At 71.4% G+C, this 14,876-nt stretch carries 5 protein-coding genes and 2 pseudogenes; 2 read left to right on the forward strand and 5 right to left on the reverse strand.

Translation table 11 applies throughout. The features are described 5' to 3' along the window. Positions 1-30: 30 nt before the first annotated feature. Positions 31-357, forward strand: a pseudogene (locus AC3ET4_RS06920) (Kelch repeat-containing protein); the annotation flags it as partial. A 38-nt stretch (positions 358-395) separates the two neighbouring features. Here AC3ET4_RS06920 and AC3ET4_RS06925 read toward each other — a convergent pair. The 3 genes and pseudogenes from AC3ET4_RS06925 to pnuC form a co-directional block, all read right to left on the reverse strand. Then, positions 396-650 (reverse strand): annotated as a pseudogene (locus AC3ET4_RS06925) (ATPase); the annotation flags it as partial. Positions 651-754: 104 nt separating this feature from the next. Beyond that, complete coding sequence (locus AC3ET4_RS06930) at positions 755-1,858, reverse strand: AAA family ATPase (protein WP_431947016.1); 1,104 nt, start codon at positions 1,856-1,858, stop codon at positions 755-757. After that, positions 1,855-2,514, reverse strand: a complete 660-nt coding sequence (gene pnuC, locus AC3ET4_RS06935) for a nicotinamide riboside transporter PnuC (protein WP_431947018.1) — start codon at positions 2,512-2,514, stop codon at positions 1,855-1,857. Before pnuC ends, AC3ET4_RS06930 begins: the two co-directional genes overlap by 4 nt. Positions 2,515-2,770: 256 nt before the next feature. Here pnuC and AC3ET4_RS06940 point away from each other — a divergent pair, with 256 nt between their 5' ends. Further along, entirely contained in the window at positions 2,771-3,253 is a 483-nt protein-coding gene (locus AC3ET4_RS06940) for a ribosomal maturation YjgA family protein (protein WP_431947020.1), read from the forward strand. Between the two features lie 23 nt (positions 3,254-3,276). On the opposite strand, the gene AC3ET4_RS06945 is transcribed toward AC3ET4_RS06940, so the two are convergent. After that, on the reverse strand, positions 3,277-5,712 hold the full coding sequence (locus tag AC3ET4_RS06945; RefSeq protein WP_431947021.1) for a helicase-associated domain-containing protein: 2,436 nt from the start codon (positions 5,710-5,712) through the stop codon (positions 3,277-3,279). Between the two features lie 521 nt (positions 5,713-6,233). Next, positions 6,234-14,456: a hypothetical protein gene (locus tag AC3ET4_RS06950; protein ID WP_431947022.1), complete on the reverse strand. Its 8,223-nt coding sequence runs from the start codon at positions 14,454-14,456 to the stop codon at positions 6,234-6,236. Positions 14,457-14,876 lie beyond the last annotated feature (420 nt).

Consider the following 14,876-nt stretch of genomic DNA (forward strand, 5'->3'; position numbering starts at 1 on the left):
GGATTCAACGGGCTCGAGGTCACCAGCGCGATGTACGTCCTCGACCCGGTCGTCGGCACCTGGACGAAGAGGACTCCCGCGGAGGACGCCCGGGAGGCTCCCTCGGCCCAGTTCATCGACGGCAGGTTCTACGTCGTGGGCGGCTGGAAGCAGGGCATCAACCCCGAGACCGACCGCAAGCTGGAGATCTACGACCCCGACAACGACACCTGGAGCACCGGGGCGTCGGCGCCCGTCGCGTACGCCGGGCAGGGCAGCGCGGCCGTCGACGGCAAGCTGTACACGGTCGGCGGCTGCGACGAGCGGTGCGGCACCGCCGAGGCGTACGCCTACGACCCCGGAACCGACGCCTGGTCACGGATCGCGGACTACCCGGAGCCGACGTCCTGGGAGTCCGAGTCCTCCAGCACGCCGATCTGCTCGGCGGTGGAGAGCGCCGACTCCAGCTTCTCGTCGTCGCTGCCCGCGGCGGCCGCCGAGGCACGCAGGTCGGCGAAGCTCCGCAGCAGCACGTCGAGCAGGGTGGGCGGCACGTCCAGCTCGATCTGGTGGCGGCGCAGCAGTTCCTCGGTGCGGAAGCGGACGATCTCCGCCTCGCTCTTCTTGTTCGTCACGACGGGGATGCGGACGAAGTTGAAGCGCCGCTTGAGGTACGTGGGCCGGGGGCACCGCCGATCGCGTCCGGAAGGGCCGCCGGCATCGGCTGCCCCCCGTCCGCGCCCGTCCGACCCGCGGCGCCCTCGGCTCTCGCCCCTCAGCGCGGCGAGGGGAGACCGCCCCGTTGCGGCAGCGGCGCGGCGAAGTCCCAGCCGCGGGCGAGCAGCGCGTCCACGGCCGTCACGGCCGTCCGCAGGCGCTGCTCGTGCGGGCCGCTGAGCACCACGTACGGCAGGCCCCGGCGGTCCAGTTCGGTGCGGAAGCGGCCGGTCATCCAGGAACGCAGGTGCTCGCCGTCGCGCAGGCCGTCGTCCTCGAGGGGCACCCCGGTGTCGTCGGTGAGCAGCCACAGGTGCTGCCGGCACCGCTCGGCGACGGCTTCCACGCGCGGGTTGCGGCCGCCCATGTAGCGCTCGTGCCAGATGGTGGTGGCCATGGCGTCGGTGTCGCAGAACAGGACGGGCGAGCCGGTCCGCGCCGCGGCGTCCTCCTCTTCGAGCTGGCGTTCGGCGATGACCTCGAACTCTTCGGAGGACCAACTCACATCGTCGAACGCCGCGTCCGGTCGGGTGGCCAGCAGCCGCGCGTACTTCTCCTCGCTGTAGGTGCGCCCGTACTCGGGCACCCACCGCGTCGCCTCCCACACGCCTCCGCGCGACCGGTAGTGCTCGGCGAGGGCGCGGGCCATGGTGGTCGTGCCGGTGGACTCGGCGCCGACGACGACCACCCGGCGGGCCAGGGCCGCCCGCACCGGCGCGGCCAGGTGGCGCCAGCAGGCGACGGGGTCCTCGCGGACGGCGGTCCCGGAGACGGGATGAGCGGTACGGCGCAGATCGACCGTCACCGGCACCGCGCCGAACCGGCGGCCGAGTTCGAGGCCGTACGGCTCGGAGGTGAAGACGGCGTCGACGGGCTCGGGGACCGCCGCCTTGAAGACGGCCATGTGGGCGTCCCAGACATCGGGGTCGGTGTAGTCGACGGGTATCTCGTCCACGGCGCCGACGATGTCGATGCCCGCCTCCGGGTGCACCTCGCGCATCCAGGCCACGCGGTCCGCGAGCGGGATCGACTCGACGGCGGAGGCGCAGACCAGCACGGTGAGGCGGCGGCACCGCGCGGCGGCGGTGCGGACGAGGTGGTGGTGGCCGGCGTGCGGCGGGTAGAACTTGCCCAGCACCAGCCCGTGGTCGAACTCGCTCACGCCACCGCCTCCGTCCGGACCGCCGGGCCTGCCGCGCGGGTCGCCGCCTCGGCCCGCCAGCCGCGCAGGCCGGCCAGGCACAGCAGCAGGAAGCCTGCGTAGAGGACCGAGGTGAGGTAGAGGCCCTTGTGGGCGTACAGCGGGATGTAGACGAGGTCGGCGGAGATCCAGAGGTACCAGGACTCGATCTTCTTCCGGCACTGGCCGTAGGTGGCGGCCAGCGACAGCGCGGTGGTGAGCGCGTCCCAGAAGGGCACCGTGGAGTCGGTGAAGCGGTCCAGCCCGAGGGTCAGCAGCACGGTGGCGACCGCCGTGACGGGGGCCAGCACTGCCCACGTACGGGGGCCGGTACGGCTGATCGGCAGCCGCCCTGCGCCTGATCCCGCGGCGGCCCAGGACCACCATCCGTACGCCGCCAGCACCACGTAGACGACCTGCAGGGCGGCGTCCGCGTAGAGCCCGGCGCCGGCGAAGAGCAGGATGAAGAAGAGGTTGTTGGCGATGCCGACGGGCCAGTTGGCGATGTGCCGGCGGGCCACGAGCCACACGCACAGCGCTCCGCTGCCGAACCCGAGTACCTCGACCCAGCTGACGGGGGTGTCCAGCAGCGTGAACAGCGGCTGCTGAAGGGGGGCGAGCACATCCGCGAGAGACACGCGGCGACCTCCTATAAGTGTCACCCTGACGATAAAGGCGGCGGGGTGGGCGGGGCAAGGGGATTTCCGCGGAGGCGGCGGCGCCGTTGACGCCGGAGGGGTCCACGGCCGACTGCGGGCGGCGTGGGTCGCCCCGCACCGACGTGGACCCGCCCGCACCGACGTGGACCCGCCCGCGCCGACGTGGACCCGCCCGCACCGACGTATCCCTACGTCGGCAACCCGCCGATGCGCCCCGCCCCGGGCGTCCGACAGGATGACCCCCGTGACCTTCCTCCCCGGTACCCCTGCCCGCGCCGTCGACACGAGAGGGATCCGCACGGCGGCGGCCGCTGCGGCGATCGTCACCGTCGGCGCCGGGCTGGGGTTGCGCGCCATCGCGGCGGGCAGCGCGGCCAAGTACGGCGGGGATGCGCTCTACACCGTCCTGGTGCTCGCCCTCGTCGTCCTCGCCGCGCCACGGCTCGCGCCCCTCAAGGCCGCCGCGACAGCACTGGCGTTCAGTTGCGGCGTCGAGTTCCTGCAGCTCAGCTATGTGCCGGCGGAGTTGTCCCGGCGCAGTACCATCGCCCGCCTCGTGCTCGGCTCCACCTTCAACGCACCCGACCTGCTCTGGTACGCCGTCGGCGCGGCGGCGGGCTGTCTCGCCCACACCGCCGTGCGCGCCCTCCTGTCACGATCGCGGGCGCCGCTGACGCCACGGCCGACGCCCTCCCGGCCCGGCGGGCAGCCGGGCTGACGACCCGCGGCGCGCCCCCGGGCTCAGCGTCCCGCCGCGAGCCGCACCGCCAACTCCCTTGCCGAGGAGGGGACTCCGCGCACCCGCTCGCCGTACTGCGGGTGCGCCTCGTCGAGAGCGGGGACCAGTGGCCGGGACCGTTCCGCGGGGACGCGTTCCAGCACCGTGGTGCCCGTCTCCGCCTCGAGGGCGGGGGCGTAGCCGGCGGCGCGCAGGGCGGCGAGGGTCTCCTCCGGGGGCGCCGTGGAGATCAACACGGTCGGCGCGATCTTCCGCAGGCCCAGTTTGGCGAGGCCGCGCGTCTTCGCGACCTCCTCGATCAGGGACGTGTCCTCGGAGCGGACGCAGCACGCCGAACGCACCACCCGCAGCCGCCCGTGGGTGCGGGCGACGTCCTTGACCGTGTACGTCAGCGGCTGCGGGAGTTCCGTCCCCGGTCGGCGGACGGCGGACAGGCGGTCGAGGATCTCTTCGGCGTCCCATCCCGCGTCGAACGCCCGGCGCAAGGAGGCGGGGGTGATGCGCCAGACCACGGCGTGCCCCTCGGACTCGATGTCGCCGACCGCGGACAGCAGCGCCGCCAGGTCGGGCGCGGGCGTGCCGGTGACCGTCGCCGTCGAGTCGGCCTGGAACCGGGCCGTGGTGCTCGGCGGCGGCAGCATCGCGCGCAGCGCCTCGCGCAGCGTGGCGACCGCCTTGGCCAGGGCGGGGCGCTCGGCCAGGCCCTTCCCCAGCCGGTCGGCGCCTTCCGCGGCCGGGTCGGCGTCCGTGCCGGGCACGGCCGGGTAGTGGCGGGCGGCCCCGGCGTCCAGGAGTCCGACGACCGCGCGGCCGGCTTCGGTGAGCGCGCCCCGCACCACCAGGCCCAGCAGTTCCGCCTCGGCCACCGTGGCCTCGAGCATGCCTTCCAGTTCCTCGTTCTCATAGGGGCCCAGCAGCACCGGATGGAACCAGACGGCGCGCTCGAGGAGTTCCTCGCGTGCTTCGTCCCCGGCGGCGAGCCCGCGGCCTTCCGGCAGCGTCGCGAGCGCCTTCAGGACGCCGTGCCGCAGCGGCGCCGCGTACGGGTCCTGGGGACTGACCAGCGCCACCGGGGTCTCGTCCGCCTCCGGCCAGTAGGTGAACACCTCGGGCACGACGGCCCAGGTGGCCGCCAGCGGCAGCAGCTTCCCGGCGGGGGTGGCGGCCGCCCAGGCGTCGTAGCGCTCGCTGGGCAGCAGCCGCGTCGGCGGCTTCGCCGCGGGGGGTTGGCGGCGCCCCCTGCCGCGGGCGGCGGGTTGCTCCTCCTCGGCCTTGGGGGCGGCGAGGCCCGCGTTCACCGCGAGGTCGAGCCACAACCGGGTGTGCTCCTCGCTCGTCCCGGCCGCCTTGGCCAGTCTCCTGGTCTCGCGCACCGCGATCCCGCCCGCCTTGCGCACCGCCACGGGCTGCGCGGCGAGTTCCCGCAGCACCAGTTCCACCCGCCACGCCGCGGCCGCGGCGGCCACCGCGCCCTGGCCCGCCCAGTCCCGGGGCAGCGGCGCAACGCACGTCAGCGGTTCGGGATCCAGGCTCGGCACGGGCGCGGGCTGCTGCCCGCGCAGGGCGCGGCCCACCTCGTACGGCAGCTCCACCAGGTCCTGCCCGACCGGCACCACCATGCCGCGTTCCGCGAGCCAGTCGGTGCCCTCGTCGCCGCTGCCGCCCCCACGGAAGACGTACTTGTCGTCCGGCCCCGCGTAACCGCCGTACCGGGAGACGAAGCAGTGCGTGCGCAGCAGCGGGGGGCCCTCCAGCATGTGCCCGAGCAGTTCGTGGGCCGCCGCCGGGGCGCCGGCGACCAGTTCCCGTACCCGGTCGCCGTCCGCGAGCAGCGCTCCGATCGCCTTCTGCGCGTCCGCGCGGGTGCTCAGCCCGATGCCGAGGACGGCGGCGATCCGCTTGATCTCCGGCGCGTTGTACGCCCGGGTGAGCAGCGTGTCGACCGGCCTTCCGTAGCCGTCCATCCGGGCCGACAGTGCGTGCACCCGGGAGGGCAGCGCCAACTGGCCGGGCGGCGCCGGAAGCAGCAGGGCCCGCTCCCGCAGCCGTTCCAGGGCTCGGGACGTCCTCTCGCGGGGCGTGCCGCCCTGTTCCAGCCAGTCCAGCAGCTCGGACTCGGGCACCATCCGGGTGTAGGGGTCGACCGGCGGCGGCGCCGGGCGCCAGGCGTAGGCCTGCCGCCCGGCGTCGGGTGCCGGCCCGTACCTCTCCAGGGCGCGGGCCGCCACGCACGCGAGCAACTGCGCCTCACCGCCCGTTCCGGCGGCGACGGCCCGCTCCACGGACTCGTCGGTGAGCAGGTGCTCCGCGAGGTGCCGGAACGTGGCCATCGGCATGTAGCCGGCGGCCTGCGGCAGTTCGCGCTCTTCCAGCAGGGCGGTCAGACGCTCGGCGGAGAGTCCGGCGAGCCACTTCTCCAGGGCGGTACGTGTATCCACCCCGCGAGCCTAGAACACCCCGGGTCTCCCCCGGGGGCTGCCCGGAACGATCTCACTCCTCAAGGGCGTCAGAACGAGGCGCGGCCCCGCGGCACGGTCTGCCGCCGTGTCGCGGGGCCGCGCCCCGCGGTGGCCGCTCGGGGTCCCAGGCGCCCGGTGGCTACGTTCAAGGGGAGGCCTCCACGCTCACTGCGGACAGATCTCCTCGGACTCGACGACGTTGTCGCCCGTGAAGATCTTGACTCTGTGGTCGAGGATGTCGGCGAGTCACACGGCTATCCGTCGGCGGGTGCCGACAGCAGGATGTCGGTGCTGTACGCCCCAGTCCTGTGTGTGGGCGATCTTCTCTCGGCGGCCTGCCGGGTCGCGGTGGTGACGGCGACGTCGCGCCCGACGGTGGACGCCGCCAGTCGCGACGACCTGCCCGCGACTTCGTGGTGCGCTCAGCGCGAGGCGGGGCCGAAGTCGGCGCCGCCGCGGCACTCCGGGGGAAGGAGCTGCCGCGGCGCCGCCGTGGGCTGTCAGGACGACATGGTCGGCGGGCAGACTTGCACCGCGGAATTCGCGTCGGCCGACATCTGGATGTGAAGGCTGCGGCGAAGGGACGCGACGCCGGCTTGAACGGCTTGGATGGCCGCGGGGATCATGTGGACCGGGGTGGAATGGACCTTCACATGGATCACCGAGGCCGGATCGCTGAGGGTCGCCTCGGGGAGCCGGCCTCTGATGCCCGTCACCAGTGCTTCCGCCGCCACGGTGGGATGCGCCAGCCTCCTGGGGTAGTCGGCGTGGGTCGGCTCGTCGACCCCGAGCAGTTCCCACAGAGGGAGGGGGTTGGACGCGGTTCCCCAATCGACCACCGCATCGGGGACGATCACGGTGTCGTCCTCGCGCGGAGTCGGCGTCAGGACTTCCGCCCCGGCCTGGTCCGGCAGGAACACGGACTCCGTCGTGTCCAGGGCCGTCGTGACCCGGGCCGACGTGTCCCGAACCGAAGTGACCCGGGCCGACGTGTCCCGAACCGACGTGTCCCGAACCGATGTACCCGTCATCGACGTTTCCAGCCCGGCTGCCGCCGAGGCCAGGTACGGCGACGTCCGTCCCTCCCGCAGCGTCGACCTCGGCTCGTTCAGGAACGCCGGAGGCGCCTCCAGGAACCTCCGCTGCCGGTCCTCCTGCCGGCGCCCTGGGCGGGTGTCGTCGATCCGGACCTCGGGTATGGACGGCTGCTCCCGCGTCCCCTCCAGGGAACCGGCAGCCGGATCCCTCTCCAGGGGAGAGCGATCCGGCTTCTCCTCCTCCGCCTCCCGCAGGCCGGACTCCGCCACAGGGGCCAGATGAATCCTCTCCTGGTCGAGCGTGTTCGCCCGCAGGTCATTGATCACGGCCACGGCCGCGTCGATGGTGAAACCAGGCGCCGTGGAAGCGGCGACGTTCCCGGTACCCCGTGCCAGTGCGCGGAGTTCGCTCAACTGCGTCTCGGCCAGGCGCTTGAGCCGGCCGGCTTCCTCGTAGCGCGTGTTCAGCGCGGTGGTGTACGCCCTGGCACGTCTGTCCTCCTCGAACGCCCGCCGCATCCGCGCGGTCTCCGTGTCCTCGCCGGTCGACACACGGCGCAGATCGAGTACGGCGTCCCGCGCTCGGCGGTTCGCTTCCGGACGCAATGCGTCCACTTGCTCCTGATGGGAACGCCACCGCCGGGCCTGCTCATGCGCCGAGTCGATCAGTTCCGGCAGGCGCTCGTCGAGCGTGTGCAGGGTATGGCGCCGTTGGCCCAGTTCGGCGACCACCGCGGTCGAGAAGTCGTACAGGTCGTTCCAGGATGTTCGGTAGATCCGCACCATGTCTTCCTGGCCCAGCCCGTAGACCTCGGCCGCCGCCCGGGTCTCCGGGGAGAGCAGACCCGCGTCCGCGGCCATGTCCACGGTCAACGACGTCTCGTCGAACGTCGTGGGGTCGAAGTCGTGGACGCGTCCGGTCCGTGTGATCCAGTACTGCCGGCTGCCGCCCGTCGGCACCTGCACGTCGAGCCGTACGGGCACGTCCAGTTCGTGTGCGAGATCCCGGGCGAGGTAGGCCGGCTCCAGATTCAGGTACGCCACCGTCGCGGGCATCTCGACGGGCCGCAGCGGCTTCCCGGCATCCGCGTTCCTGCGCTCGAGGATCGTGTTGACCTCGCGGACGATGTCGTGGACGGCAGCCGGCACGTCCTGGACCTCGGCGGGAATCGCGGGGAAGTCCGCGCTCCACTGCGTCCACCGCGCCTGGGTGGCCGTCGGGATTCCGTCGGCTCCGGCGTCCGGGCTGACCATGCGGAGCGCCCACGTGACGGTGTCGCGGAACGCCTCGACCGCCATGGCCGCGGGGTCGTATCGCAGGACCAGCGCGTGCGCCGGGGACTGGAGGGTGCCGGGCAGTGCGCGGGCCACGTGCCGGTAGAGGCGGTGGGGCTCGACGTCACCCCGGCGTCCCGCGCTGATCACCAGGGGCGTCAGGTTCACGACCGGTGCGCGCTCCAGCAGCGGCCATGGCGTCTCCGTGTGGTCGAGCTCCCGCCTGCGCCGGTCGATCCGCGCGCGCAGTTCCTCGATCTCGCCCTGGTGCATCGTCAGGTACAGGTCACCGGTGATCGGGTCGCTGAGGAACGTGCCCTTCAGTTTGCTCCCGGAGCCCATGAGGTGCTTGTGGTACTTCACCAGCTGCGCGCGGAACTTGCCCTGCACCCTCACCAGGGAGGACGGGCCGAGCATCTTCACATGCTGTTCGCGCCGTGCGTTCTGGGCCAGAGAAGCCCCGATGTTGTGGCTGTTGCCGCGGGTGCCGGTGCTGGCCGGCGACCCGTTCAGCGAGATGGCGGGATCGGTGGTGTGGACGTTCCCCGCGGCGCCGCCGGTCAGAGCGACCGTCGCCTCCCAGCGGTTGCTGCTCGCGAAGGCCGAGGTTCCGCTCTGGTGCTTGTGGTAGCTGCCGGGCCCCGTGCCGGCGATCGGACCCAGCACTTCGAGGTTGTACAGATCGCCCCGCAGTCTGAGGTCGAACCGGTCCGAGGAGTGCCCGGGTATGAAGGCGCCGCGGAGGAGTTCGTACGTTCCTTCTCTGCTCGCGGTCTCGATCACATGCTTGGGCAGGTGCTCGCGGGAGAACAGGGGGCGCAGGACGGGGCTGGTACGTACCGCCTCGCCGCTCGCCTCGCTCCCGTAGGCCTTGACGAACATGTCCATCACGATCGGGAGCGCGCGGTCCAGCAGGCCGCCCGCGATGTGGGTGTCCGGCGGCAGCGCCGGCAGCGGCGTCAGGTCGCGGGCACGTCGCGGGCCGGGCACCGGGGCCTCGAACTCGCCCAGGCCCTTCGGCACCTGGAGGACGAGGCTGCCGGAGACGACGGTCTGCTGCGGGATCGAACGCTGCGGGTCCCGCTTGCGGTACAGCTCGGCCAACTTGTTGTTCAGCCAGCGTCCCGCCATGTTGATCCGCCGGGTCGTGACGGTCAGTTCGTGTTGGTACGCGACCAGGTAGTGGCCGTCCCAGGAGTAGACGGTGCGCTCGCTGATCTCGCTATCGGACTCGTTCACTCCACGGTGATGACTCTCCGTGAAAGCGAGGGACGCCCCACCGGAGGGGTGCTGACCAGCCGCATTGAGCTTGCCGACGGTGAAACCGAGCCCGCCGTCCCTCGATGTCCCCCTGGACTTGGCCGCGTACTCGTGCGTGTAGTTCTCCAGGCCGGTCGCGGGCACGAAGTCGCGCACCTCGGGGGCGGAGGTCAACCGGTCCTGGAGATGGATCTCCACCACGTCCGCCAGGAGCCACCCGATCGGGTTGACCAGGAACAGCCGGTGGCCGTTCCCCGAGATCATGTCCTCCCACAGGGCCTGGTCGCGGCCGTCGGCGAACATCGCCTGGAGGGCGTTGACGCCGAGTTGCAACCGCCCGATCAGGCGCCCGTCCTCGGTCCGCACTTCGGGACTCGACGACAGCAGTCCGGGAGCCGTCCGCTCCACCGTCCTGCGCACGATCTCGTAGGTGGAGTCGCCCCCCTTGTACGTGAGGGAGTGGACTCCGGAGTGGCCGAAGATGTTGCCGTCGGGATTTCCCGTCAGCAGGTACTCCGGGAGGCGTACCGGGTCCCCCGGCCTTCGGGGGTCGTGCAGATCGTGCTCGAAGACCGCGTTGAAGCGGTGCCTTCGCGCCGCGTCGAGGATCGGCGACGCGCCCTCGCTGTGCAGTCGCGCCAGGATGCGAGCCGCGTCACGGATGTCGGTGAGTACCGGCGCGTCGGCGGCGGACTGCTCTTTCCAGCGGACCAGCACGCCCGCCATCGTGCTGCCCGACAGTCGCAGCTCGTGGTCCTTCCAGCGCCGCAACACGCTTTTGAGCTGGTCCTCCGGTAACGGTACGATTTTGTCCGCGTACTGCAGCAGCGCCTCGGGTTCGGACAGCAGATAGAGCATGGTCCGGCCGGGCACGTCCGCCGATCCCCTGCGCCGCGAGGACGGCAGCAGCTTTCCGTGCTTCTCCTCGCTGCCCCTGACGTGGAAGGTGACCGTGGTACTGAAGACGTAGGCACGGTTGAAGTCGAGCTGGATGAGTTCCTTGCCCGCGGTGCGGACGTCGCTGGAGTTCCGGTTCCCCTGCCACCGGCGTGAGCCGGAGACCCCGCCCTGGAGGGAGACGCCGGGGTGGGACGCGAGCGCATCGCCCACGCTGACGTCGAGCGTCGTCCAGCTCACTCCGGCGCTGCTGCGCTCGGAGGTGCCCACGCTGGTCAGGCCGAGCTTGATGATGCCCCGCACGAATTCGCTGGTGGTGGCGGCCTCGAAACGGGACGGCCCCATGGTCATGTTCATGGCCACCTGTCCGAAGACGGACCGACCCAGGAACCGGGAGTCGAAGAAGGAGTCGTCGTGCTGCTGGTTGTTGGCCATCTCCTTGACGTGCGCACGGGCGAGAACACCGCTGGTGAGCGCGCTGATCTCCAGATCCGCGGTGCCGTTCGGGCCGGTCATGTCCGGCAGGATCCCCGCGACCGCGGGCCGCAGCCCCGTGGAGTCGAGGTAGTACACGACAGCGTTGGCCAGCGTCTGCGGCGGGGTGGTCCGCACGGTGGCCGGGTCCTCGTAGGACTGGTGGTCGATCGGCAGCAGATGCGCCGTGGCGACCTGATCGGGGAAGTGTGCGCGCGCCGGGCGGCGGGGAGGCGTGCTGAGGCGGCCTGCGAGACTCGAATGCTCGTACTCGATGGTCACGGAGTACGAACTGGTCACCTCGAACACCTCGGACGTGCCCGAGTACTCCAGGAGTTCCGGCCGGTTGGTGAAGGTCCCCACCTCCTGGCCGGCGCCCACCTCGCGCCACACGCCCCCTCCGGTGGCACCCCCGCGCAGCTGTCGAGCGATGCCCTTGAAAGTCGCGCCGATTCCGATCCGTCGGCTGCCGGCGGAGCCGAAGGACACGCCCCCGCCGCTCATACTCAGGTTGACCAGGTGGTATTCGTCGGTGCTGCCGACGTGTCGCGGGGGCTTGTCCTCCGCTTTGCCGGCTGTGACGGTGATTTTGGCCGCGTCCACATCGACGTCAACGCCCATGGTGCCGGTCGGCAGGCGCAGCGTGAAGGTCACTCCGTCCTGGTGGAGCTGGTCGAAGTGCGCCTCCAGCCCGCGCCTGGAGATGACGTTGTCGAGCCGCTCCCTGTTGTCCATCTGAGCCTCGAACATGTTCCCGTGCGACCACCACCCCCGGCCACGCATCGGTTCGCGCTCGGAGGCCGGCAGGAAACCGCGCCGTGTCAGCTCTCGCTCGATCCAACTCTTGATCTGCCGAACCGTGTCGTCTGCGACGTCGACCAGTCCCATGCCGATGCCCTTGCCCTCCGTCACGTACGAGGGCGGGGTGCGGACCCGGTCCGGTGCTCTGCGTACGTCGCGGAGCGACGCCGGCTCGTACGGCACCACATCGGGCAGGCCCGGGGCGCTCTTCGTGCGTGGCAGGGCGGGCACGGCTTCACTGTCGATCGTGAGTTGGTGCTTGTACGCCAGCCCTTCCGTTGTCCGAACGAGCGCCCGGCTCACGACGACTGGTGTTTCGACGGATTCCTGTCCGGGGACCGACGTCACGGCGACGTAGGAGGTGCGGAGAGCGTGGGTACCTGTCGGCACCGCCGAACGCGGCACCAGCACCGCCAGGCCGGATCGATCGGCCCGGAGCGAGTCCTCGGAGGACCAGGTCATGTCGGCGTTCAGGCCGACGCCCAAGCCCAGATCGGGGTGGAGCTGGGAGGGCACCAGGCTGAACTCGGCGGGTGTCACCTGCACCGAGCTGGAATGGGAGATGCTCTGGGAACCGCCGGTGACCGTCACCGCCGTACGCACGTTCTCGATGTGGGCCTGCTTGTCGGTGGCTCCCACCCGGCGTGCCGGCTCCGCGTCGCCGTCCATGCGCCGGGCGCGCACGGAGACGGTGGCGATCGTGCGGCCATACTTGTCGCGTAGACGGAACGGGTAACCGCCGCTGTTGTTGATCGCGTCGTCCAGATGGGCGTCCAGCTTCTGGATCCTCTGGAGCAGCTCGTTCCGCTCCGTCGAGCCCATCCGCAGCACCACTCCCTGCGACTCCAGCGCGCCGGTGACGGCGTCGAAGAGCACGGGGATGTTGGTGAGCCCGGAGGCGAAGTAGGTGGACGGGAGACGGTGCGCGTCGTCGCCGGCGGCGCGCTGGTCGATGCGCACCTGGGCCGGCGCCTTCTGCAGATAGTGGTTCGGCACCACCAGCATCAAGCTCTCGGTGATCCGGTCCTGCGCGACCACCGTCGGTGCGATCTCCTCCCAGCGCTGAGCGACGTTGGTGCGCACGCGCATCGACCACCGGGGCCGGTAGGAGAGCAGAGTGGCGGCACCTCGGTTGTCCTCGACGTGGCCTCCTTCGGTGAAGTCGGAGACGCCGCTGCGGCGTGAGAAGGAGTTCGCCACACCGGACACACCGACCCCGCCACGGAAGACGTTGAACACGGGAACGGGGGTACCCACCCCGAACGACAGGAAGATCGCGCCGCGGGTGGCGCCGGTCGTGCCGGAGTGGTCCTGCGATCCCGAGCCGGTGAGATATGAGGCGTTGATCGTCCCCTTGACGACGAACGGCTCCTCCTGTCCGGGTGACGCCGCGGCGCCGGTGCGACCGGCGGGCGTGACGCCCTCGATGTGCGGGAGCTCCTCGGGGATGGTCTCGAGGGTCGAGGGGCGGTCGTAGGAACCGGAGGAGCGTTCCACGAGCCGCGGCTCGACCGCGTCCAGGGTGAAGAGGACCTCGGCCGGCCCCAGCGGGACCTGGAGCCCGGTGACGTCGTGGCCCTGCTCGCCGGGCGCTGCGCTCGGCTCGCCGGGCACCAGGTAGCGGTAGTTGCTGAACAGGCGGTGCGGCAGGCGGTCCCAGTCGAGGTCGGAGACCTCACCGGCCCGGTCGCCCAGGATGTCACGCAAGGTGGCCACCACGGCACCAGTGTTCGGCAGCGCGGCCCTGGGCACTCCGATGCTGCGGATCAGCGGATCCAGCTCCAGCACCTCCGGCACGGACGGACCGGGCGTGAGGTCCTCGGTGCCGCTGCGCTCCAGGTCGACAATGGTGTCGGGAACCAGGGCGTCGGTCCCTTCGGTCCCGAGTCCTTCGAGGTGCGCCAGGAGAGGAGGCAGCACGGAGGTCCCCGGCTGCAACCCCCGGTCGGCGACGGGCGTCCCTTCCGGCAGGCCAGGGGTAAAGACGCGGAAGGTTGCCGGGGGATCCTCGGCGTCCTCCAGGTCCGTTTCGGGGAGTGGGCCGGGCCGGACCACGCGGTGGCGCCGGTCGACGAAGCCGCCGTAACGGCTTGCCTCCACGGGGCCACCCAGTTCGGCGGCGAGGACGGGCGCCAGGCGGTCACCGTCCGGCATCATCAGCACGGGGGTGCGGCCGGCGGCGACCGGTGACTGAAGCGCCGCGGCGAGGGCGGCCGGGGACACCATGCGGTCCCCGGAGACGAACCCGTCGCCCTGTACCTCGCCGAATACGTAGAATGAGGCGTGGGTTTCCGCCAGTTGGCGCAACACCGTGAGAGATTGCGCGTCCCCGGCATCCACCTGATGAGCCGAACGCGGTATCCACATCGCCAGCGGGTCCCCGCTCGCGTCGTGCGCCATGCGCACGTCGTCCAGGAACCGCTCCACCGGGATCGGCTCCGCTTCCCGCGGCACCGTCCGCAGTTGCGATCTAGTCGACCGCGACTCCGGCGGCGTGGTCAACGGCTCCTCCAGCGAGGTGTGCGCCTCCTTCGCAAGGGAAAGCCCCTCGTACAACGGGGCATGCGGCTCGTTCAGCAGGTCCGGCGGGTTGGACACCAGGTTCTGCGGGTGCGCTGCCGAGTCCTGCACTGTCGCCCCGCTCACCACTGACTCATCGCGCGCAGCGTCGAGGCCGGAGGTGACCGTGAGGTCCTCACTCGCGCCCGTGATGGCTGTGAAACGCGCGTGAAACTCTTGCTGGGCTAGATTGAGAGCCTCGGTCACGCTGGCTGCCAGCTGCAGGCCCGTCATCCGCCGGGGCATGTCGTTGAGGAAGCGAATGTCGGTGACCCCGCTCTGGGTTCCGAGGACGACCTCGACGGACTGGTCGACGGACGTGGCGGTCACGGCCAGGGCGGCCAGGCGGTCCCGGGTCGTGACCAGCGACCGCCGGGCGCTCATGCACTCCGCCAGCTGCGCCTCGAGGCGTTCGCGCACGCCGCCGTCCTTCATATCTCCTCCACGTTGAGTCGATACCTCGCCTGCCGCGCCCTGTGGGCACAGTGGGCTCGCGCTCCGCTCCCGCAGTGCACCGCGCACGACCCTGCGTCGAGTCGTTCACCTACGTCAACAGTCGGGAAAAAATTCGTGGAGATGTTGTCGGTCTATCAGGCAGAAGAAGCTTCACTCGCATGCTTCGGCTGCCCGCGCGGCCGGCTCACGTGACGCAGCCGGCCATCCCGGAATGAGGAGCGCCGGAGAGGCGGCCGGTGGCAGTGGCGGCGGCTTGCTCTGGATTCCTGGCCGGTGTGGCGCGGAAATTCATGTTCATGGCACCGCGGTTCTATCGCGGGCCGCGGCGCTGACTGGAGATCCACAGGGAAGTGGGCACCCTGTCGCCGGTGTGCCGTGCGGAGC

The organism is Actinacidiphila sp. bgisy167 (genome assembly GCF_057707665.1).

Coding starts and splice junctions, on each gene's coding strand:
- AC3ET4_RS06940 (WP_431947020.1), top strand. CDS start 2,771: ATGACCCCCGTGACCTTCCTCCCCGGTACCCCTGCCCGCGCCGTCGAC.